Annotated in this window: 21 protein-coding genes; 14 read left to right on the top strand and 7 right to left on the bottom strand. The window is 64.9% G+C overall.

All coding sequences use genetic code 11. The annotated features are described in order from the left end of the window. The first annotated feature begins 4 nt into the window (after nt 1-4). The 4 genes from DWB23_RS17725 (at nt 5) to DWB23_RS17710 (ending at nt 5627) form a co-directional block, all read left to right on the top strand. On the top strand, nt 5-1243 hold the full coding sequence (locus DWB23_RS17725; RefSeq protein WP_121744102.1) for a Mur ligase family protein: 1239 nt from the start codon (nt 5-7) through the stop codon (nt 1241-1243). Next, complete coding sequence (locus tag DWB23_RS17720; protein ID WP_121744101.1) at nt 1240-2340, top strand: hypothetical protein; 1101 nt, start codon at nt 1240-1242, stop codon at nt 2338-2340. Before DWB23_RS17725 ends, DWB23_RS17720 begins: the two co-directional genes overlap by 4 nt. Nucleotides 2341-2418: 78 nt before the next feature. After that, nucleotides 2419-3378, top strand: coding sequence for a ribonuclease Z (gene rnz, locus DWB23_RS17715; RefSeq protein WP_121744100.1), 960 nt, complete (start codon nt 2419-2421; stop codon nt 3376-3378). Between the two features lie 275 nt (nt 3379-3653). Further along, nucleotides 3654-5627 (top strand): DUF460 domain-containing protein, encoded by a 1974-nt coding sequence (locus DWB23_RS17710; protein ID WP_121744099.1) that lies wholly within the window; start codon nt 3654-3656, stop codon nt 5625-5627. A gap of 299 nt (nt 5628-5926) precedes the next feature. Here the strand turns inward: DWB23_RS17710 and DWB23_RS17705 are convergent, their stop codons facing one another. Beyond that, complete coding sequence (locus tag DWB23_RS17705; RefSeq protein WP_121744098.1) at nt 5927-6106, bottom strand: DUF7470 family protein; 180 nt, start codon at nt 6104-6106, stop codon at nt 5927-5929. Between the two features lie 126 nt (nt 6107-6232). Between DWB23_RS17705 and eif1A the strand changes: the two genes are divergently transcribed. Beyond that, entirely contained in the window at nt 6233-6523 is a 291-nt protein-coding gene (gene eif1A / locus DWB23_RS17700) for a translation initiation factor eIF-1A (protein WP_121744097.1), read from the top strand. Nucleotides 6524-6917: 394 nt separating this feature from the next. After that, a complete protein-coding gene (locus DWB23_RS17695; protein ID WP_121744096.1) occupies nt 6918-8258 on the top strand; it encodes a S8 family peptidase in 1341 nt (446 codons plus the stop codon). A 66-nt stretch (nt 8259-8324) separates the two neighbouring features. On the opposite strand, the gene DWB23_RS17690 is transcribed toward DWB23_RS17695, so the two are convergent. The 3 genes from DWB23_RS17690 to DWB23_RS17680 all read right to left on the bottom strand — a co-directional run bounded on the left by DWB23_RS17690 (nt 8325) and on the right by DWB23_RS17680 (nt 11749). Beyond that, nucleotides 8325-9437 (bottom strand): pyridoxal-phosphate-dependent aminotransferase family protein, encoded by a 1113-nt coding sequence (locus DWB23_RS17690; RefSeq protein WP_121744329.1) that lies wholly within the window; start codon nt 9435-9437, stop codon nt 8325-8327. Nucleotides 9438-9833: 396 nt separating this feature from the next. Further along, a complete protein-coding gene (locus DWB23_RS17685; protein WP_238717496.1) occupies nt 9834-10457 on the bottom strand; it encodes a cupredoxin domain-containing protein in 624 nt (207 codons plus the stop codon). A 59-nt stretch (nt 10458-10516) separates the two neighbouring features. Continuing rightward, a complete protein-coding gene (locus DWB23_RS17680) occupies nt 10517-11749 on the bottom strand; it encodes an MFS transporter (protein WP_121744094.1) in 1233 nt (410 codons plus the stop codon). Between the two features lie 131 nt (nt 11750-11880). On the opposite strand from DWB23_RS17680, the gene DWB23_RS17675 reads away from it, so the two are divergent. Beyond that, on the top strand, nt 11881-12534 hold the full coding sequence (locus DWB23_RS17675) for a DUF6517 family protein (protein ID WP_121744328.1): 654 nt from the start codon (nt 11881-11883) through the stop codon (nt 12532-12534). Nucleotides 12535-12610: 76 nt separating this feature from the next. Here DWB23_RS17675 and DWB23_RS17670 read toward each other — a convergent pair whose 3' ends face one another. Further along, nucleotides 12611-12949 (bottom strand): DsrE family protein, encoded by a 339-nt coding sequence (locus tag DWB23_RS17670; protein WP_121744093.1) that lies wholly within the window; start codon nt 12947-12949, stop codon nt 12611-12613. Nucleotides 12950-13167: 218 nt separating this feature from the next. Here DWB23_RS17670 and DWB23_RS17665 point away from each other — a divergent pair, with 218 nt between their 5' ends. The 3 genes from DWB23_RS17665 (at nt 13168) to DWB23_RS17655 (ending at nt 16337) form a co-directional block, all read left to right on the top strand. Beyond that, nucleotides 13168-14505, top strand: coding sequence for an O-acetylhomoserine aminocarboxypropyltransferase/cysteine synthase family protein (locus DWB23_RS17665; RefSeq protein WP_121744092.1), 1338 nt, complete (start codon nt 13168-13170; stop codon nt 14503-14505). Continuing rightward, complete coding sequence (gene metX / locus DWB23_RS17660) at nt 14502-15755, top strand: homoserine O-acetyltransferase MetX (protein WP_121744091.1); 1254 nt, start codon at nt 14502-14504, stop codon at nt 15753-15755. Before DWB23_RS17665 ends, metX begins: the two co-directional genes overlap by 4 nt. 396 nt (nt 15756-16151) lie before the next feature. Next, nucleotides 16152-16337 carry a multidrug transporter gene (locus DWB23_RS17655; protein ID WP_121744090.1) on the top strand — a complete coding sequence of 62 codons (186 nt, stop codon included), beginning with the start codon at nt 16152-16154 and terminating at the stop codon, nt 16335-16337. A gap of 184 nt (nt 16338-16521) precedes the next feature. Here DWB23_RS17655 and DWB23_RS17650 read toward each other — a convergent pair whose 3' ends face one another. Both DWB23_RS17650 and serB read right to left on the bottom strand, forming a co-directional pair. Continuing rightward, entirely contained in the window at nt 16522-16932 is a 411-nt protein-coding gene (locus DWB23_RS17650; RefSeq protein WP_121744089.1) for a hypothetical protein, read from the bottom strand. Between the two features lie 462 nt (nt 16933-17394). Beyond that, the gene (serB, locus tag DWB23_RS17645; RefSeq protein WP_121744088.1) at nt 17395-18045 is read right to left on the bottom strand and encodes a phosphoserine phosphatase SerB; all 651 of its coding nucleotides are present in this window, start codon (nt 18043-18045) and stop codon (nt 17395-17397) included. 201 nt (nt 18046-18246) lie between these two features. Between serB and DWB23_RS17640 the strand changes: the two genes are divergently transcribed. The 4 genes from DWB23_RS17640 (at nt 18247) to DWB23_RS17625 (ending at nt 22087) form a co-directional block, all read left to right on the top strand. Further along, on the top strand, nt 18247-18978 hold the full coding sequence (locus DWB23_RS17640; protein WP_121744087.1) for a hypothetical protein: 732 nt from the start codon (nt 18247-18249) through the stop codon (nt 18976-18978). Between the two features lie 109 nt (nt 18979-19087). Beyond that, nucleotides 19088-19984: a DMT family transporter gene (locus tag DWB23_RS17635; protein WP_121744086.1), complete on the top strand. Its 897-nt coding sequence runs from the start codon at nt 19088-19090 to the stop codon at nt 19982-19984. A 118-nt stretch (nt 19985-20102) separates the two neighbouring features. After that, nucleotides 20103-21689, top strand: coding sequence for a phosphoglycerate dehydrogenase (gene serA, locus DWB23_RS17630; RefSeq protein WP_121744085.1), 1587 nt, complete (start codon nt 20103-20105; stop codon nt 21687-21689). A 167-nt stretch (nt 21690-21856) separates the two neighbouring features. Next, nucleotides 21857-22087 carry a hypothetical protein gene (locus DWB23_RS17625; protein WP_121744084.1) on the top strand — a complete coding sequence of 77 codons (231 nt, stop codon included), beginning with the start codon at nt 21857-21859 and terminating at the stop codon, nt 22085-22087. Nucleotides 22088-22114 lie beyond the last annotated feature (27 nt).

The following is a 22114-nucleotide window of genomic DNA, read 5'->3' as shown; positions in this document are numbered from 1 at the left end:
ACCAGTGACTGAACCGCTTACACGAATCGCAAAGCGACTCACAAAACCGTTCAACCGCGGCGGTAACCACCGCCAACGGTTAGAAGAGATCGATGTCCGCATCGTCGTCTCGGGGACACGCGGGAAGTCCGGTACGACCGAACGGTTGTACGACGTCCTTCGGTCCCGCGGGTACGACGCCTACGCGAAGATAACCGGCAACCACCCGCTGTCGTTGTACGACGGCACGGAAAACGAGATCAGTCGCGGCGAGCGCGTCACGCTCTACGAGAACGTTCGCGAACTCCGCAAGTATACGCCCGTGGACGCGCTGATTCTCGAGAATCAGGGCATTACGGACTATACGACGCGGATGATGAACGAGACGTTCGGGAAGCCCGACGTCCTCGTCGTGACGAACGTTCGTCAGGATCACCGCGATACGCTCGGCGGCAGTCGCGCCGACATCGCTCGCGCGTTCGCCAGGGCGACCCCCGAGGGAACCCACGTCGTCAGCGGCGAGCAGGACCCGCGGCTACAGGCGTATCTCGAGCGCGAACTCGAGACGGTCGGCGCGACGATCTCTCACGTCGACGTTCCGGACGAACACAGCGACTTACCGGGTGCGGAGACGGTGTACGGCATCAACAACGTCCTCGAGGCGATCGACGAGCCGCCGCTGTCGGATCGCGCGATCGACGACATGCTAGAGGAGTTCCGCGTCGACTGGAAGTCGATTCCCGGCGGACGAGTGTTCAACGCCGCCGACGTCAACGACGTCGAGAGTACGGAACTCGTCAGGCAGTCGCTGGTCGACGACGACGAGGTGATCCAGCCGTTCGTCTACCTGCGTCGCGACCGCCGCGCTCGAACCGCCTCGTTCCGCGACTATCTCGAGTCGCTCGCCGATCAGGGTGCGATCGATCAAGCGCGCGTCGCTGGCGGCCACGCGGACCTGTTCGCCGAGAAGACCAGTTTCCCGGTCATCGTCCACGACGAGGAAGCTGAAGACGCAGGCGACGTTCTCGACGATGCAGTCGCCGACGGCTGTCCGCTTCTCATCATGGGGAACACGGTTGCAGCGTTCATGCGAGATCTCGACGACGAGATTCAGCGGCGGAACGAGGCGGTCGAACAGCGCGAGCACACCGAACCCGATAGCGAACAGCTCGACTCGCCGCAACTGTCCCTCCAATCGGAGGACGGTTCGGAGAGTCGGAACACGACTACAGCGGATGAACATCCAATCGCCCCACATCAATGACAGACGAAACCACTGACAACGACACTGACGAACAGACCAGTTCCCGATCGTCGCGACGAAAGTTCCTCGGGGTTGCCCTCGCCTCGCCCGCACTGCTCGGGCTCGGCGTCGGGAGCTACGAGGCGGTATCGCGTTATGACGGTAACGGAGCGTACGATACCGGCCTCATATGCAAACCAGCTGATGGACAGGACGATATCGTCGACAGCCGGACGGCGATTTCGGCCGATCCGAGGCTCCTCGACGCCAGGAATCTCTCGGTCGGCCAGCAGGTCCGAATCGACAGAACAGACGAATTCTCGGTGTACACGGTCGCCGAAGACCGACCGGAAGCACCCGACGATATCGTTCGCATGGCGGACAGCGCGAAGTCCCGACTCGATCTCGGCTCCCAGGTCGAGCCCTCGTCGGACTCCCTGAATAGCTGTCCCGACCCGCGGAGCGAGCATTCGCTGGACGACGAGTTCGAAGCGGCCATCTCGACGACGATTCCGACCGCCGACCTCTCGGTTCCGGAGGCGCGCGATCAGGGCGAACTCATCGAACAGCTCGACGAGCGCGACAGTTCGCTCGTCATGATCGCCCCACACGGCGGCGGAATGCAGCCCCGGACCGACGAACAGGCAGCCTACGCGAGCGAACTCGTTTCGGCGACCAGCTGGCGGGCGCTCGGATGGGGGCCGACCCCCGCCGCCGGGGCGTTCCGCCGCTGGTACGTCCCATCGACCGAACTCTCTCCGGCATCGTTCCCCAAACTCGACCGGATCGCCGACACCGACTTCGACGTTTCAGTCGACTTCGGCGGCGTCTGCGAGGCGGGAATCGATATCGGCGGCACTGCCGACGAGACGCTCCGTGCGGCGGTCCGCGACTCGATCAACGCAGCACTACCGCCCTGTGCGGTCGAGGCGGAGCTTCCCGACGAACCGAAGGGAACCGCCGACGCGATGTTGAGCAACCGTCTGGGCGACGACAGTATCTTCGTCTCGCAGAGCTACGCGACCCGGCGAGCGTACTGGAAGGAGATCGCCTACGGCGTCGCCGCTGCGTTCGACGACGACCTCGAGTCGGCCGAGTTGAGCAGTAGCTGCAGATAGCCACCGAACGCCCCTCGAGTTCGATTTTTTCGTCCCGATTCGAAGACCGTATACTCGTCCCGGACCGAACAGCAACCGATGGCACTGCGCGTGACGTTTCTTGGGACGGCGGGGGCGATTCCGACGACCGAACGGAATCCGAGCAGCATCTTCGTCGCTCGAGCGGGCGACCAGTTGCTGTTCGACGCCGGCGAGGGGACCCAACGCCAGATGATGCGCTTCGGAACGGGATTTTCGATCTCGCACCTGTTCGTCACGCACCTCCACGGCGACCACGTGCTCGGGATCCCCGGACTCGTCCAGACCATGGCCTTTAACGACCGCGAGGACCCCCTGACGATCCACGCCCCACACGGGACGCGCCGCCAACTCGAGTCGCTGGTGAACGCCCTGGGCAACCGGCCGTCGTTTTCGGTGCGAATCAACGAGGTGGGTGACGGCGACGTCGCCTACCGCGCCGACGAGTATGAGGTTCGTACCTTCGAAACCGACCACGACGCCCGGTCGGTCGGGTACGCGCTCGTCGAGGACGACCGCAAGGGCCGGTTCGACCGCGAACACGCCGAATCGCTCGGCGTGCCGGTCGGTCCGAAGTTCTCGAAACTCCACCGGGGCGAGTCCGTCGAACTCGAGGACGGCACCGTCGTCGACCCCGAGCAGGTCGTCGGCGAGCCCCGCCCCGGCCGATCGATCGTCTACACCGGTGATACGCGACCCACGACGGAAACGATCGAGATCGCGGACGAACCCGACCTGCTGATCCACGACGCGACCTTCGCCGACGACCGCGCCGAACGCGCCGGAATGACCGCCCACTCGACGGCTCGGCAGGCCGCCGAAATCGCCAGCCGAGCGGGCGCGAAGCGACTGGCGCTGATGCACCTCTCCTCGCGGTACGCGGGGCACACCGACGACCACCTCGCGGAGGCCCGCGAGGTGTACGACGGCGAGGTGTTCGTGCCCGAGGACGGGCAAGCCCTCGAGATTCCGTATCCCGACGGGGGCGACGTCTCATCCGAGGCCGACTCGGCGGAGTGAACGGCGGTCGGGGAGCGAGGTACCCGTCCGGGCAGAAACCGAATCCGTCGAAACGCTCCGTACGCGATCTTCGTCCGATTTCTCGAGCGTTCGGTACTACGGGCCGGAATCCGATACTTGACCAGGCCTCCGCGCGGACGGGAATTCGCCGACGAGCCGGCATTTACGCCGGGTGGTCGATACGGCCGAGACGACGCTTCGGGCTGTGGCGAACGGGCCAGCGCTCGAGACGAATCCGCGCCGGATTTATACTCGACTCGCCCCTATGACCGTCCGTGAGTACGCGAACGAGTGCCCTTGACACGGTCGTCTTTGGTGTCGATATCCAGAGCGGTGACGTACGGGGCGACGCGCCGTCGTACGCGCTGGCAGTCTACGACGGCGACGACGTCTCCCGCGACGTCGTCACCCACCGAAAACTCCGGCGGCTGATCGACGACGAGGAGCCGGCGATCATCGCGACGGACAACATGTACGAGCTAGCGGCGGATAAGAACGAACTCGTTCACTTTCTGGGCTCGCTCCCGTCCGGAACGAAGCTCGTGCAGGTGACTGGCGACGAACAGCCCGAACCCCTCTCTCGCGTCGCCAAACGCCACGGCATTCCCTACGGGAAGGATCCGATGCAGGAAGCCGAGGCCGCCGCTCGGCTGGCCGCACACAACGTCGGCCACGAGGTCTCCGCCTTTACCGACACGACCGAGGTGAAGGTCTCGAGGGGGCGCTCCACCGGCAGCGGCGGCTGGAGCGAGGACCGCTACACCCGACGCATCCACGGCTCCGTCAGAACGCGCTCCCGCGAGGTCGAAGCCGACCTCGAGGACGCGAACCTCGAGTACGAGAAGGACGTACGGGAGGCCTACGGCGGCTTCGCAAACACCGTCTTCACCGTCCACGCCCGGCCCGGCGAGATCCCGGTCTCGCGCAACCGATCGGGCGACGTTCGCGTCGAGATCGAGCGCGAGCGTCGGGACGGTATCGAGTTCCGGCCCCTCGCCAAACGCCGCGATCACGTCATCGTCGGTATCGACCCCGGGACGACGACCGCGGTCGCCATCGTCTCGCTCGAGGGCGAGGTGCTCGACGTCTGGAGTTCGCGCACCAGCGACACCGCCGACGTGATCGAGTGGATCGTCGAACGGGGTCGCCCGATCATCGTCGCGGCGGACGTGACGCCGATGCCCGAAACCGTCGAGAAATTTCGCCGGAGCTTCGACGCCGCGGGCTGGACGCCCCGCAGCGACCTCCCGATCGACGAGAAGCAACACCGAACGCGCGAGGAGTCGTACGACGACGACCACCAGCGCGACGCGATGGCCGCCGCGCTGTACGCCTTCGATTCTCACGAGGACCAGTTCGAGCGCATCGCCGGCAAACTTCCGGCAGGACTCGATCGCGGCGAGGTGACCGCCCGCGTCGTCGCCGGCGAGGAAAGCGTCGAGGCCGTCCTCAGAGAACTGGAGGACGACGAGGAGGCCGAGGAGGAGGCCACCGAACACGAGCCCCGAGAGCTCACCGAGGAAGAACGGCGGATCAAAGACCTCGAGCGGCAGGTCGAGCGCCTCCAGTCGCACGTCGGAACGCTCGAGGGACGCATCGAGGATCGCGACGACCGGATCGACGAACTCGAATCGAAACTCTCCCTTGCTCGCCGCGAGGAGCGAACGCAGGTTCGCAAGGACCGCGAGGTAAACCGCCTCGAGCGGAAGGCCAACCGGCTGGAGCGCGAACGCGACGAGGCCCGCGAGGAGATCACCGATCTCGAGCGGAAGGTCGAGCGGATGAAGGCGCTCTGGAAGCTCGATCACTCGAACTTCAGTGACGTCTCGGCGGAGAAGGAGGGGCTAGTCCCCGTCAAGGTGATCGAGAAGTTCACGAAGGGGGCGATCCGTGCGGCCGACGAACAGTACGGCATCGTCGCCGGCGACGTCGTCTACGTTCGGGATGCGAGCGGTGCCGGCAGGTCCACGGCCGAACTGCTGGCGGAGTTCGATCCCCGCGTCGTGCTGAAAGAGGGAGGGCTCTCCGAGATCGCCGACGAGATCCTCTTCGACAGCGAGATCCCGGTCGGTCCCGCCGACGACGTCGCCATGCAGGAAGTCGACGAACTCGCGGTCGCCCGCGAGGACGACGTCGACGCGGTCGTCGACGACTGGCTCGAGCGCGCGGCGGAGCGACGGCGCAACCGAAAGGCATCGATGGTCGATCAACTCATCAGCGAGCACCGAGCGGGCGACAACGAGGTCTGAGTCCGTCTTCGGTACCGCGAACCGCCCGCTCGGAGATCCCACGGGTGGCGGCGGCTGTGGTCCTCCCCGATCTCGGGGCCCACCATCGCGTCGTCGATCATACGGTCTGCTGTAACGATTTACCGGTGCAACCGCAGAACAGGTCCCGGCTGCACCGGAAATGACTTACAGCAGACCGTACAGTGCTCGATCCGGGAACTCGAGGTGAGACGGCGCGCTCGTCGACTGACGCGCGTCTTCGAGCGTGTTCGAGAAACGAAACCCACGTCGGTGCACGGGAGAGCTGTTGTGTCCGCCCCTTAGAACATCCCGAAGCTCTGGAGCAGTCCCGAGACCAGCGCCTTGACGACCAGTCCGAGGCCGCCGAGGACCAGCGCCATCCCGGCTGCGATCAGGAGGCTCTCGTAGGCGATAAGCGCGATTCCGGCGAGGACGATCACGAGGCCCGCAATTCCCAGCGGTCCGAGGTTCTTCAGCATACCCAGGAGTGTCCAGCCGAGGGAAATAAACGGCGTGGTTCTCCGGTTTCGGGCACCATCGCCGGCGGCCGGATTCCCAACCGAGATCGATAAAGGATTAAACCGTTCGAATCCGAAGTACGGGCCATGAGTGACGACGGTGAGGGTGGTCGGAATAACCTCCGCATGCCTGAGGACGACGAGGTCTTTGCGACCGTCACCAACATGCTCGGGGCGAATCGCGTGAAAGTACGCTGTGCCGACGGGACGGAGCGCACCGCGCGCATCCCCGGCAAGATGCAAAAGCGCGTCTGGATCCGCGAGGACGACGTCGTTCTCGTCGAGCCGTGGGACTGGCAGGACGAAAAGGCCGACATCACGTGGCGCTACGAGAAGAGCGACGCCGACCAGCTTCGGCGCGAAGGCCACATTCAGTAATATCCTCCTCACCGTAAACGGAGAGGGAGCTTCGTTCCTTCGAGCGGTCCAACGGCTGCTGGCGACGAACGGCGTCGCTCGGGTTCACTCTGTTCACCGCTCGCTGTCCGCGGCTCTCGCCCTCTGGGCTCCGAACCGTTTCGTTCGGGTTCTTCGCACCACTCGCGTGGCGACGATATGAGGAGAGGAGTCAGTTCCCGTCGTTGGGTGTCGTATTTCTGACGTTCACGGAACGGAAGCAGCTACGGCGCGTTCACTGGGAGACAACCGACCTTTGGGGCGATCTCGAGGACCCCCGTTCGTCGAATACGAACCGAAGGCGCGAACCAGTCGCTCACACTGACTGTCACGATCCGACGGAAGATTTATTCCGCCCTCGTTCCTCGGCCCGGCTATGCAACTCAGCCGGCGGCGGCTACTCCAGGGTGTCGGGGCTAGCGTCGCGGCCGGAATACTCGGTGCGCCCGCGTCGGCGGCTGAAACCGACCGAACCAGGCTGTTCGTTCACCCGCGGACGGGACTGCTCGACGGAATCAGCGAACTCGTCGATGTAATCGAGGCCGTCGGCGGGACAACGCTCCTCGAGTTCGACAACTTCGAGTTCGTGGTCGCGGAGGTGCCGTCGAACAGGCTGGGCGACCTGCGCGGTGACCGTCGCGTGGCGTCGGTCGAAGAGGACGACGAGACGGGGATTCCCTCGGACTGGTCGCCATCCCTGTTGGACTTCCTGAATCCCGGCGACAGAAGCGACTGTTCGACGCATCCGGAGCAACGGCCGTCCTGGGGCGTCGAACGAATCGGTGCCGACGCCGTCGAGCCCGACGGTTCGGGCGTCGACATCGGGATCCTCGATACGGGAATCGATTCGGAACACTGTAGCCTCGAGGTCGCCGGCGGGCGGAACTTCACCCGCGACGGCATCTCGAGCGATTACGAGGACCGTCACGGCCACGGGACGCACGTCGCGGGAGTCGCCGCTGGGACCGACAACGACGTCGGAGTCGTCGGGGTAGCACCGGGTGCGAACCTCCACGCCGTGAAAGTGCTCGACGACGACGGCGAGGGCCGGTACAGCGAGTTGGCCGCCGGGATCGACTGGTGCATGTCGAACGATATCGAACTGATCTCGATGAGCCTCGGCGGCGAGTCGGGCAGTTCCACGATGGATCGGGTGATCGAGGCGGCCCACTCGGCGGGACACCTGCTCCTGTGTGCGGCCGGCAACGACGGAAACGACGGGAACGGATCGTGCGAAGCCGAGACGATGACCTATCCCGCGACGCACGACGACGTCGTCGCGGTCACTGCGATGAACGAGAACGACACGCTGGCGTCCTACAGCAGCGTCGGATCGACCGTCGACCTGCTTGCACCGGGCACGGAGATCAATTCGACCATCGTCGACAACCAGTACGCCCGGGCGAGCGGGACGAGCATCGCGTGCCCGTTCGTCACCGGCGTCGCGGCGCTGGTCTGGGGAACCCGCGAGGAGGACGGTCCTGGACCGACCGAGCAGGTCAGGGAGATCCTCACCGAATCGGCGGAAACAGTGCTCGGAACGTGTGAGGAGGGAGAGGGTCTCATCGATGCCCGCGCGGCGCTCGGCGACGACCGCGCGACCGACGGCTCGGAGCGGGGTAGACTCACCGACAGCGGCTGGCTGCGCTCGGTGTTCGAGTGGATCGCGGATCTGATCGCGGCTCTCGTTGACTGGCTCGCCGGGCTGTTTCGGTAGCTCTCCGCGTGACGAGCGACGAGACGCGAATTCGACTGAGCGGTTCGTCCGAAGCGTCGAACGCAGTTACAGCCCGGCGACGTCCTCGATAGCGTCGGTCAGTGCCCGAATGGACTCGAGGTCGTGTTCGCCCATGTGGCCGATGCGGAACGTCTCCTCGCCGAGTTGTGAGCCGTAACCGTTCGAGAAGACCATGCCGTACTCCTCGTCGACGGCCGCGATGGTCCCGGCGACGTCGATCCCCTGCGTGTTTTCGATGCAGGCCACCGTCTGCGATTCGTACCCCTCCTCGGGGAACATCGCGAAGTGCTCGTTGGCCCACTCGCGCGTGTACTCGGCCATCTCGCGGTGGCGCCGGTCGCGCGCGTCGTGGCCCTCCTCGAGCATGTGCTTCATCTGTTTGCGATACGCGAGCATGATCGGAATCGCCGGCGTGGAGTGCGTCTGTCCCTTCCGGTCGTAGTAGTCGATCGTGCGCTGGAAGCCGCCGTACCATGACGCCGACTCGGACTCGAGTTCGCGCTCGTAGGCGTCGTCGCTGACGACGCAGACGGCGAGGCCGGGCGGCATGGCGAACGCCTTCTGGACCGACGTGAAGATGACGTCGATGTCGTGCTCGTCGATATCGACGTAATCGCCGCCCAGCGCGGAGACGGCGTCGACGACGAAGTAGGTGTCCGGGTAGTCGGCGACGACGTCGCCGATCTCCTCGACGGGGTTGCGGACGCCGGTGGAGCTCTCGTTCATCACGCACGTGACGACGTCGTACTCGGCGTCGCTCTCCTCGAGTGCCTCGCGCACGTCCTCGGGTTTGACCGCCTGCCCCCACTCGTACTCGAGGGTGTCCACGCTCTTGCCCAGCCGCTCGGCGACGTTGGCCTGGCGCTCGCTGAAACTGCCGCAGGTCGTACAGAGCACGTTCTCGTCGACGAGGTTGAGGATCGAACTCTCCATGAACTCGGTCCCCGATCCCGTGAGGATGATGACCTCGTTGTCGGTGCCGAGGAACTCCTTCGTGTCCTCGACGACGGTCGTGTAGAGGTCCGTCATCCGGTCCATTCGGTGGCCGAACATCGGCTCGCACATCGCCTCGATGACGTCCTCGCGTACCTCGGTCGGACCCGGGATGTACAGCGTCTTGTCCGGATAGTCGTCTCTGTATTCGCGTTTTGTGGGCACGAAACTCACCTGATACTGCCCTCTGTGATGTGCGGCGGTAAGGTACTTTTGATGCGGCTCAGGACCGGTCCGAACCGCCGTCGTCGCGTTGCCATCGCTGCCGGTCACTCTCTGCCGAACTCGAGCGTCGCGTTCCCGTCCTTCTCGATCTGGACGTTCTCGCGGGGCGTGACGACCCCGATAACTCACGTCGACTCGAGCGACTCGCTATCGTCTTCGACGAGTTCGTCCGCGAGACTCGGCCTCGAGTTGGTTCTCGATCGCAGTACGTCCGTCACGAAGTACAAACGAATCGGCACATCTCCGAAGAAGTACTCGGGGCGAACGTCGGGAGATACACAAAAGATCGGCACCGGTCGAACGCGACGAAACCGCTACGTCGACACGACGGTGGAGTTATTCGCTTTCGTTGCCGCTTTCGTTGCCGCTTTCGTTGCCGCTTTCGTTGCCGCTTTCGTTGCCGTTCCCGCCGCCGTTACCTTCCTGAATGTCGATTTCGCCACGCATGGCGTCGGGGTGTGGCACGCAGTAGTATTCCGCCATCTCCTCGGAGGCGTCGAAGGACATCGACGTGCTTTCGCCCTGTTCGCCCACATCATCGGTCTGCTCGAGGTCCTCACCCTCTCCGCTTTCGATGGTGAAGTTGTGGGTGCTTCCGTCGTCGTTCTCCCACGAGACTTCGTACTCTTCGCCTGCGGTCAGATAGAGGGTCGGGTTCTGTACGCCCGCGATCGCTTCAGGCTCGACGCCTTCCCAGCCACCTGTCTTGCCAAGGAGGGAAAATTCGGAGACCCCCTCCCAAGCTTCTGCACTGTTGTCGTTTCCGCTGTCGTCATCGCTGTCATCGTCGCCACTGTCGTCGCTGGAACAACCGGCAACGAGTGCGGTTGCCGCCGCTGCTCCCGTGAGCTTCATCGCTGTTCGCCGTGTGACTGTGTTATCTCGCGTCATCAACCGATGATTAACGCTGAGCACATAAAAATTGATACGCTCTACCTCGTCGCTGTCATGCGTTTCCATACCACGTTCGACACCGATAATTCTCATCTACCGACCGGTCGGAAATAGTGCGAGGGCGATCAGGCGCGATCTCGGTCGTCCGCCGTGAGCTGTTCCCCTCGCCCGAGTGAGAGGTGGAGGAACGCCGGCACGGCGACGAGGGCGATCACGATCTCGAGGCTGCCGACGACAAGGAACGAGAGGTCGTACCCGTAGGCGCTGGCGACCGTGCCGCCGACGAGAAAACCGCCGAGAAAGCCCAGACTGCCGGCGATATTGAACCCGGCCATCGCGATTCCGCGCTCGCTCTCGGCGGCGAGATCGGTGACCAACGCCATCGTCGCGGGCGAGACCAGCGCTCCGAGCACGCCGACGGCGACCATCGCGACCGCTGCGAGAGCGACCGACGGCGCGGCACCGACCGCGAGGATGCCAAGCCCGTAACACAGCGAGCCGACGACGATCGGAATCGTCCGGCCGATTCGGTCCGAGAGCGCGCCCATGGGATACTGCAACAGGGCGAACGGGGCGAAAAAGCACGCCAGCAAGAGCCCGGTGGCGGCGGGTTCGAGGCCGAACGTCTCCTGAAAGTAGAGCGTGCCGACAAGTGCGAAAAAGCCCGCCGTCAGTCGGTCGACGAAGCCGAAGGCGTAGGGGATCGACAGCGTCGGCCGCCTTCGGACGCCCTCGAGGAGCGCTCGAGCGGTCCGCCTCCCGCTCGGCGACCGGTCCTCGACGCGGGTGACGAGCGCGCCGATACAGACGAGCAGGAGGGTCGCGCCGACCAGCGGCGCGATCGGGTCGAGTTCGGTGAGTTGACCGCCGATCGGCGCGCCGAGGGCGGCCCCGAGTCCGATGGCGATCCCGGCCGCGCCCATGTTTCGACCGTGACCGCCCTCGAGATCCATGAGCATGGTCATGGTCAGCGAGAACGCGCCGATGGTCATCGCGCCCTGGAAGACTCGCAGGAGGAGGACCCCCTCGAAGGGGATCGATCCCACCGCGGGGACGGCGGCGAGGGCGGCGTAGCCGACGGCTCCGGCCAGCGCTCCGGCGACGATGAACGGCGTTCGTCGACCCGTTACGTCGCTCGCAGCGCCCCAGACGCCGACGAAGGCGACGTAGCCTCCAAATTCGGCGACGAGAAACCACATGCTCGCGTCGAGTTCGGTCGCCGCCAACGACGACGCCGTCTCGTCGGCTCCCAGCGTCTCGACGAGCGTCCCGACGCCCGGATAGAGCAACAACTGTGAGAACAAGACGGCGAAGACGACGGTGGCGAGGACGATGCGGTCGCGGTCACTCGAGTGCACGGTCGTTACTTGACACTACGGGACTATCAAGCCGTTCGTCTCGCCTCGAGCGACGGCGGGAGTCGCCGTTGAACCCACCGGATACCGGCCGAACCGACACGTTTTCGTTCGCTGCCGGCCTGTTTTTCTCGATGACAGTCACGCGCCGACGCTTCCTCGCGGCCGGGGCGACCGTCGGTGGCGGGATGATCGCCGGCTGTACCGACCTCTCCGAGGAACTCGCATCGAGGCCGGCAATCGTTTCTCGAGCGGCGCTCGAGGACACCGGCTACGGCGAGCACACCGTCGAGGAGTTCCCCGTCGAACGCTCGATCAGTCGGTTCGGCCTCGAGCGCTCGATCGAGGTGACGAACTGGTACGCCGAGTACGACCGCTCGATTTCGCTCGATATGTTCGGGTTGACGCGCGTGCAGGCGGCGATCGTCTCCGTTCTTACCACGCCGCAGGTGTCGTTCCTCGGCCGAACGTTCAACCCCGTCGGCGAGTACTCGACGGACGAACTCGTCGAACTGATCCAGAACCGGTACGACGAACTCGAGGACGTGCAGTACGTCGACGACCGGCCCGTCTCGATTCTGGGTACCGAGACGGCGCTCTCCCGCTACGCCGCGCGCGCCCGGTTGGCCGCCGTCGACGCGACGGTCGACGTTTTCGTGGAACTCAGCGAACCCGTCGCTCACGGCGACGATTTCGTGATCTGCGTCGCGGTCTACCCGCAAGTACGCGGGTTCGAGACCGAATCCGGCGCGGTTCGAACGCTACTCGAGAGCGTCGAACACGAGTGAATAGTTCGTTCTGACGTTACGATACCGGAGTGCGATGGCGACGGCGCGATGGTTCAGTACGGTTTGCTGTCGATCGCTACGGTCGGATATAGGCGTAGCCGTCGTCCTGAAGGCGCGTGAGTTCGCCGCCGCCGGAGGGAACGGTCTCGACGCCGTCGACGAGGTCGGATTCCTCGAGGTTCTCGAGATCCAGCGTGTTGCCGCAGGCTTTCACCGAAAACCCGTCGGCGAGCAGTGATTCGACCGTGTCGCTGCCGTCGCCGCCGGCCGTCAGCGGTTCGATGCCGCCCGCCTGGGCGACGATCGCGATGTCGTCCATCTCAACGGAGTCGTCTGTACTGAGGTTCTCGGCGATCGTGAGCACGGTTTGTTGCTGTTCCGGATCGTCGCTCGTGAGGTGGAAGACTGTCTGCACGTTCGTCCCTCCGTTGTACGCTGCGGTAGTGGTTGGGCCTGCAAGAGAAGCGCTCCAGCAACCGAGTGACGTGTCGCGTCGGGTCGTGAACCGCACCGTGTTCGGAGCGGTCGTCCGACCGACTCCTTCCGGGCTTCGTGTGTGAATCACCCCGAATCGGCTGCGGTTTTTGCCGTTACTGCGACGCATAAGAACGTGCAGCAGTATGCATACTAAACATGAGCGACGATGCGAGCGACGGGACTGATGAACCGTGTCCCGAGCGCGGTCTCGGGACGCGAAGCGTACACGCCGGCCAATCCCCCGACCCCGAGACGGGCGCGATGGCCCCGCCGATCTATCAGACGACCTCCTACGTCTTCGACGACGCCGATACCGCCGCCGACCGCTACGCCCTCGAGGCCGAGGGCTACATCTACTCTCGAATCGCCAACCCGACCGTCACGACGCTCGAGGACCGCCTCGCCGACCTCGAGGGCGGCGCGGGCGCGGTCGCGACGGGCAGCGGGATGGCCGCCCTCGATTCGGCCGTCCTCATCCTCGCCGAGGCGGGCGACAACGTGGTCTGCTCGACGGACACCTACGGCGGGACGACTGCCTACTTCTCGAAGACCGCGAGTCGGCGCGACATCGAGACGAAATACGTCCCCACGTTAGAGTACGACGCCTACGAAGACGCGATCGACGAGGACACCGCGTTCGTTCACGTCGAGACGATCGGCAACCCGTCACTGGTCACGCCCGACTTCGAGCGCGTCGCCGAAATCGCCCACGACAACGGCGTTCCGCTGGTCGTGGACAACACCTTCGCGACGCCGGCGCTCTGTCGGCCGCTCGAGCATGGGGCCGACGTCGTCTGGGAGTCGACCACCAAGTGGCTCCACGGCTCCGGGACGACGGTCGGCGGCATCCTCGTCGACGGCGGTTCCTTCCCGTGGGGCGAGCACGGCTACGACGAGATCGCGGGGGAGAACCACGCCTACCACGACGTCGACTTCTCCCGGGACTTTTCGGACGCTCCGTTCGCCGCGGCGGCCCGATTCCGCTCGCTGCGCAGTCTCGGCAACCAGCAGTCCCCCTTCGACGCCTGGCAGACTCTCCAGGGCCTCGAGTCGCTGCCCCTGCGCGTCGAAAAACACTGCGAGAACGCCGCCATCGTCGCGGAGTATCTCGCGGATCACGAGGACGTCGCCTGGGTCACCCACCCGGGACTCGCGGACCACCCGACCCACGACAACGCCACGCGGTATCTCGAGGACTTCGGCGGGATGGTCGCGTTCGGGCTCGAAGACGGGTTCGAGGCGGGCAAAACGTTCTGCGAGAGCGTCGAGGTCGCGCAGTTCCTCGCCAACATCGGCGACGCGAAGACGCTCGTTATCCATCCGGCGAGTACGACCCACGGTCAACTCTCGTCCGACGAACGCGAGGAAGCGGGCGTGACGGACGACCTCGTTCGGATGTCCGTCGGGATCGAGGATCCCGCGGACGTTCTGGCCGACCTCGAGCAGGCGATCGCGACGGCGTCGCGGGGCGGACGAGCACCGACTGATCCATGACGACGAAAAACACGATGGACCTCGGCGAGTTTCAGTTCCTCTCGGGCGAGACGATTCCGTCCCTCGAGGTCGCCTACGAGACCTACGGCGAGTTCACCGGCGACAATGCGGTGCTGGTCTGTCACGCCCTGACCGGCAGCGCTCACGTCGCCCGTCGACCCGACGCCGGCGGCGAGACCGCCGGACAGGCCCGCTCCTGGTGGGGCGATGTCGTCGGCCCCGGAAAGGCGATCGACACCAGCGAGTACTACGTCGTCTGTGCGAACGCGCCGGGATCGTGTTACGGCACGACGGGACCGTCGAGCGAGAACCCCGAAACTGGCGAGCCCTACGGTACCGACTTCCCGCCCGTTACCGTCGGCGACTGGACGCGCACCCAGCGAGCGCTCCTCGACGAACTCGGCGTCGGTCGCCTCCACGCCGTCGTCGGCGGCAGCGTCGGCGGGATGAACGTCCTTGATTGGCTGCGGCGCTTCCCGGACGACGTCGACCGCGCGGGTGCCGTCGCCACCGCCGCCAGACTCGATCCCCAGTGTCTCGCGCTCGATACGGTCGCCAGGCGAGCGATCACCGCCGATCCGAACTGGAACGGCGGTCACTACTACGGCGTCTCCGCGAACGACGAGACCGGAGGCTCGTCGGACTCGTCCGACGGCGGCTCGGAGCCCGTAGACGGGCTGGCTCGAGCGCGCCAGATCGGTCACATCATGTACCTCTCGAAGGCCTCGATGTCCCGGAAGTTCGGCCGCCGATCGGCGGGGCGGGAGGCCGTTCGCGAGGAACCGCCGGACCCCGCGGCCGCCTTCTTCCCCTACCGCGAGGTCGAGTCGTACCTGGACTACCAGGCCGACAAGTTCGTCGACCGCTTCGACGCCAACAGCTACCTCTACATGACCCGCGCGATGGACGACTTCGACCTCTCGGCGGGCTACGAGTCAGACGCCGACGCGCTCGCGGCCTTCGAGGGGGAACTCCTCCTCCTCTCCTTTACGGGCGACTGGCACTTCACCGTCGAGCAGGCCGAGGTGCTGGCCGACGCCTGCCGGACGGCCGGCGTCGAGGTCGCCCACCACGTCGTCGAATCCGACCACGGCCACGACGCCTTCCTCGTCGAACCCGAGAAGGTCGGGCCGCCGCTCTCGGAGTTGCTCGAGATGGGGCTCGAGGGGCGGACGATCACCGACACCGAGTCCGAATCCGACGAACCGGAATCGTTCGCGCCTGTCCACACGAGCCTGTTCTCGAAATAACGCCGGACAAGCGCTTCCGTTGGCCCGATATCTCGACCGCCGCCGGCGTTTCTGTCGCGCCGAGCGGTTCGACCGGCGCACTACCGATCTCGAGACCATCAGCGCACGCTCGAGTAATTCCGGGGATTCGACCCTTTCGCCACCACATGAAGCGGTGAATCTGGCATGCTTAGCGACAAGTTCGAGCGGAGCCGTCACCGCGACAAGCGTCTGCGAACGAAGCGAGCAGTTCACCGCCGAGACGGGCAAAGCCCGTTGGGGCTGCCTTTTTAGCGTAGGTTTTCAAGCGGTTCGAGCGACCGAAGGGAGCGAAGACCCGCAGCAAAAAGGCACTCAGGCGGATTAGTTGACACGAGGCGAACAGTAATCATGTTCCATTCACAACAATATCCTAGCATGGCACAGTATAGCAACCAGTCGTCGCTGGTCACTGCGTTCGGGCTCCTCATCGCCAGCGTCGCTATCGTCGGAACACAGTTTCTCGGCTGGGAATGGGGGTCTGGACGACTCATCCCGACGATTATCGGCGTCACCGTTGCCGGTGTCGCTGTCGTCGTTGTCGCCAGAAGTGTACTGGAGTGAGCGAAGGAGGCCTTCTCGATGGAGCGGTGACTCCACCCTCCTACTGCCGCTCGATACGCACTCATAGCGATCGTCTCGTTCCGGAACCGCTTGGCTGAAGGATGGGACTTCAACGGGATCGCTTGAAACGAGCGTCCAACTCGAGCGCTCGGGTGGAACTCCCGTCGAAACCGAACGTCGTACGTCAGTCCGCGGTGTTTTCTGCGGTCTGTCGGTACTGCTGTTCGCGGCCGCCGTCGAACGTCACGTACTGGTTGACGCCCGGCGACGAGGCGCGGTAGCTCCCGATCCAGCGGGTGAGGTCTCGAGCGAACAGCACGGGGCTTTCCATGCGAGCGAGTCGCGTCGAGATGCCGATACCGTTCGGCGATCGGATGAGGGCGATCAGCGACCACATCGTTCCCGCGGCGAGTGATCCCATCGCGGAAAAGTTCATTCCGAGCGTGAAGAAAGTCGTAGCGTAGACGAATCCGATCCCCATCGAAGGGAGACTCGTTCCGAGCGGAACGCGCGCACTGGCATCGCGAAGCGTCGGTGCCAGGAAGACGATCGAAAGACCGCTCCCGAGCATGAACACGAGGTCTTGCCACATCATGAAATCACTTACTCGACGTTGAGTTAATAACTTTCTCGGTATCGAAATCGGCTGTTGATACGGATAGTCACGGTTTCGGACGGGTACCGAGTCAGGCCGCCCCAGGGCGAACGCAACGAAAGCCGTTAAAAATCGGATTCTACTCCGAGACCGGTTCTCAGCACCGACGGATCGGAACGCGATGGCGCTGTTCAGCACGCATTACCGGTTGGGTATCACACCGCGTTCGAGAATCCGGCAGCCGGATCGAACGAGTTAGTCGTCGGTCGCAGTGTACCAGTTCCCGTCTCGATCGACGACGTTGTCGTCGGCGAATGCCTCGACGTCCGCTCGTTTCTCCGGCGGTAACGAGCTGATTCGCACCCGAGATCGAGCGCTCGAGCGCCGTCGACCGCCGGGAATTCGTCCAGTCGAAACTCGCTGTAAAGAACGGGTACGACGCTCGATCGTGGTACTCAGATGTTAGACTTCCTCGAGGATGCCTTCCTCGAGGAACACCTCGCGGGCCTCGGCCATCGAAGTCACGACGATCTCGCAGTGAGGTTCGACCGCCGGCTTGGGCTCGAAACCGATCGAGAGACCGGCGACGTTCAACATCGGGAGGTCGTTCGCGCCGTCGCCGACCGCGACGGTGTCCGCGAGGTCGACGCCCACCTCGTCGGCGAGGTTCTCGAGCGCGTCGTCCTTGGTGCCCTCGATGAGCGGCCCCTCGACGTCGCCGGTCAGTTCGGTTTCATCGGTGTTCATCGGCAGCCGATTCGAAACGATATGGTCCACGGAGACGCCCTCGCGCTCGAGAGCGGCTGCAACGCCGCGTTCGAATCCGCCGGTGAGAATCGCGGTCGTCACGCCGGCTTCGTTCAGTTCCCGAATCAGGTCCGCCGCCCCCTCGCGGAGTTCGACCTCGCCGAAGGCCGCCGCGACGTCGGCTTCCGGGAGCCCCTCGAGCAGGGCCGCCCGCTTGCGGAGGCTCTCGGCGTAGTCGATCTCGTCGTTCATCGATCGGTCGGTGATCTCGGCCATGTCGTCGGCGACGCCGCAGCGGTCGCCGAGCAACACGGTCATCTCGGAGTCGGAAAGCGTCCCGTCGAAGTCGAAAGCGACGACTGTCATCGCTCGCCGATTGTGGGGCCCCGAATATACCAGTTCAGGTTTCGCGTCCCGTCGAACTCGTTCGCTCGATACGTTATAGTAACAACTGAAACGATTTACACACTGATCGCACAGCCATCGTGCGATTAGGTGCGTATTGACTTTCAGTGGCTACTATAGCCGACCGAAACGTATTCCCAGGCCGGATCCGTTGCCGAAATTATGTCGTCGAATCGACGGTTCGAGTACGATAAAGGACCCCGGATCGAAGACGAGCAGGAGGCCGACGAATCCGAGCGCGACGCTGACGGTTCCGAAACGGACGGCCAGAGCGAGTCGCCCGACAGGAACCGACCGCGCGTGGCCGTCCCGCCGTGGAAAGCCGGGATCGTCTCGGGCGTGAGCGCGTTCGCGGTCGTCTTCGCCGCGACCTATCAGCTAGCCGCATCGATGGACGCGACGGGCGCGTTCGCGGGCCTGGAAGACGGGCCGAGCCGGTGGGTGCTCGCGGGACTGACCAGCCTCGCGAGCCACGGCGCGGCGATCGAACTTGACGGGGAGCCGATCGAAGGCGGGTTCGGAAGATCGTACGCCCCGGGGCTGGCCTCCGACGTCTCGGCGTTGATTCCGGTCGCCGTGTTGCTCGCCGCCGGCTATCTTTTCGTTCGATACGTCTCCCTCGAGACGGTCCGGGAGGGCGCGCTCGCGGTCGGCTCGATGGTCGCGAGCTACGTCGTTCTCGCCGTCGGCCTCGCGATGGTCACCAGCTGGACACCTTCGACGGACGGCGATACCGGGGACGGACCGGAGACGATCTCGATCGCGACCGATCTCGACACCGTCGTGGCGGTCTCCAGAACTGCGCTCGTGTTCGTCCTCTTGGGCGCTGCCGTCGCCGCCCTCCCGCGAATACTCGAGGTGAGTTTGATCGAACTGGTCGACGAAACCGACTGAGGCCGTCCCGGGCCGTGAGAGCCAGCGAATCGGACCGCCACCGCAACGTTGACCCGGTTCCCGGTCCCACATCCGTCGATGAGCGATCGGAGCCAGGTGGGGTGACGCGATGACGAGCACGACCCTCGAGGTTCTCGCCCTCGCCCTCCTCCCGGCGGTTCTCTGGGGATTCTCGCCCATCTTCGACAAGCGCGGCATGGCTGCGGGCGGCGGCTCCGTACAGGCGTCGCTGGTCGTCGTCATCGTCGACTCGGCGATCTACTGGCTCGTCATCGCCGCGGTCTACGGTCGCTCGGCCTTTTCTGGGTTGACTCTCGAAGTGCTCGCCGTCTTCGCCTTCGCCGGCGTCGTCGGCACCGCCCTCGGTCGAGTCACGATTTTCGTCGGCGTCGACAAAGTGGGAGCAAGCCTCAACAGCACGATTCTCAGCACGCGGCCGCTGTTCGCGACGATGATCGCGCTCGTCTTCCTCGGCGAACCGCTGGGTCCGGTGACGGGTGTCGGTATCGTCATCCTCGTCGCGGGTCTCGCCGCATTGACTGCCTCGAAAGGTGGCGATCTCACCGGCTGGCAGCCCCGCGATCTGCTGTGGCCGATCGCCGCCGCCGTGACGTTCGCCGTTGCGAACGTCTCTCGGCGGTACGGCATGCTCGAGACGCCGATTTCGGCGCTCGAGGCCGTCGCGCTCAACGAAACGGCCGGGCTGATCGCGCTCCTCGCCTACGTGGTCGCCGTGAGCGGACGGGACGTCCTCGAGCGGCCTCGGGCGTCCTACCGGTATTTCGCCGGCAGTGGCCTCCTTACGACCGCCGCGATGCTCTCGCTGATGGCCGCGCTCGGACTCGAGGAAGGGCGAATCGCCGTCGTCGACCCGCTGGTCGCGACCGCACCGCTGTTTACGCTGCTGTTCGCCGCCGTTTTGCTGCGCGACCTCGAACGGGTGACGAAAGGCATCGTCGCGGGCGCGACACTGGTCGTCGTCGGTGCCGTGTTAATCACGCTCTGAACGGTCCGAATCGCCCCGAGTGGTTTCCGAAAAACGGCGTCTGGCCGCCGACGAGGTAGTTTTTGCCACCGCTGTCAACAACGGAAGGGTTTACCTGCTCCACGCGATTGTCTCGCGCATGAAAGTACTGGTCACGGACCCCATCGCGGACGCGGGTCTGGACGTACTCAGAGACGCCGGCCACGACGTCGAGACAGGCTACGACCTCGAGGGAGCGGACCTCCTCGAGGCGGTATCGGACGCGAACGGGCTCATCGTTCGCTCCGGGACGGAAGTCACGGACGAGGTGCTCGAGGCGGCCGACGAACTCGTCATCGTCGGTCGGGCGGGCATCGGCGTCGACAATATCGACATCGACGCCGCGACGGACAACGGTGTCATCGTCGCCAACGCTCCCGAAGGGAACGTTCGCGCGGCGTCCGAACACACCGTCGCGATGACCTTCGCGGCCGCGCGCTCGATCCCGCAGGCTCACATTCGCCTGAAAAACGGCGAGTGGGCGAAAAGCGAGTATCTCGGAACCGAACTCGACGACAAGACGCTCGGCATCGTCGGCCTCGGCCGCGTCGGCCAGGAGGTCGCCAAGAAGCTCGATTCGCTCGGCATGGACCTCGTCGCTTTCGATCCCTACATCTCCGAGGAACGCGCCGACCGTCTCGGCGCGAAGCTCGTCGAGTTCGAGGAGTGTCTCGAGGCCGCCGACTTCCTGACCATCCACACGCCGCTGACCCCCGAGACGGAGGGGATGATCGGCGCGGACGAACTCGACTTGCTCGGTGACGGCTACGTGGTCAACGTCGGCCGCGGCGGCATCATCGACGAGGACGCGCTCGCCGCCAAGATCGACGACGGAGTCGTCGCCGGCGCAGCGCTGGACGTCTTCGCCGAGGAGCCCCTTTCCGAGGACTCGCCGCTGCTCGAGCACGACGACGTTATCGTCACGCCCCACCTCGGCGCTTCGACGGAGGCCGCCCAGGAGAACGTCGCCATCTCGACGGCCGAGCAGGTCAACGCCGCAATTGCGGGCGAACCCGTCGCGAACGCGCTCAACGCGCCGTCGATCGACGAGAGCGCCTTCCCCCGCGTCGAGCCGTACATCGAGATCGCCGAGACCGCCGGCAAGGTCGCCGCACAGCTGCTCGACGGCCGCATCGAGACCATCGAAGTCACCTACAAGGGCGAGATCGTCGACGAAGATGTCGAATTCGTCACCGCGAGCGCGCTCAAGGGCGTCTTCCAGCCGCTCGAGTGGCAGGTCAACGCCGTCAACGCGCCCCAGATCGCCGAGGACCGCGGCGTCGACGTCACCGAGTCCAAGACCCGGCAGGCCGAGGACTTCCAGAGCCTGATCTCGGTCACCGTCAGCAACGACGACGACGAAGTGTCCGTCGACGGGACCCTCTTTGCGGGTGACGACCCGCGAATCGTTCGCGTCGACGGCTACCGCGTGGACGCCATCCCCCATGGCAAGATGGTCGTCACGCGCAACACCGACGAACCCGGCGTTATCGGGCTCATCGGCTCCGTGATGGGGAAACACGGCGTCAACATCGCCGGCATGTTCAACGCCCGCGAGACCATCGGCGGCGAGGCGCTGACGGTCTACAACGTCGACAACCAGGTTCCCGACGCCGCGAAGGAGGAACTCGAGAGTGACGATCGGATCATCGGCGTCAACTACATCACGCTGAACGGCCAGCCCTGATCGGTTCGACGTAGTGCTCCCGACTCGAGCGCAGTGATCACCTGTATCCGGTTCGCGTTTCGCCGTCGCTCGGGTACTCGGTCCCGGCCGGTACACTCCTGTCTCTCTGCACGAATTGCACGAACAGTCGGCAAAACACTCTCCCGTCGCTCCGGCGTAGGAGCGGTATGACGGCCAATGAGGCGGAGACGCACGAGCACGAACTGGACGCTGAGTACCTCTCGGCCGCTGATCTGACCGTTCTCGAGATCTATCCGGCCGACGACTCGCTGGGGATCGATCTGGTGGTTCCGTGTCCGACCTGTAGCGAGCCGCTGCGGGTGACGACCCGCGTCACAGCGGTCGCCGAAGCGGATATCGAGTTGCCGCTCGACGACGCTACGGATCCCTACGACTGATCGGTCTCGGCGACCGCGGGACGGATC

It is taken from the genome of Natronorubrum halophilum, assembly GCF_003670115.1.
Lineage (GTDB): Archaea > Halobacteriota > Halobacteria > Halobacteriales > Natrialbaceae > Natronorubrum > Natronorubrum halophilum.
Note: the sequence above shows the minus strand (reverse complement) of the source record. Positions and strands in the feature narration are given on the sequence as shown.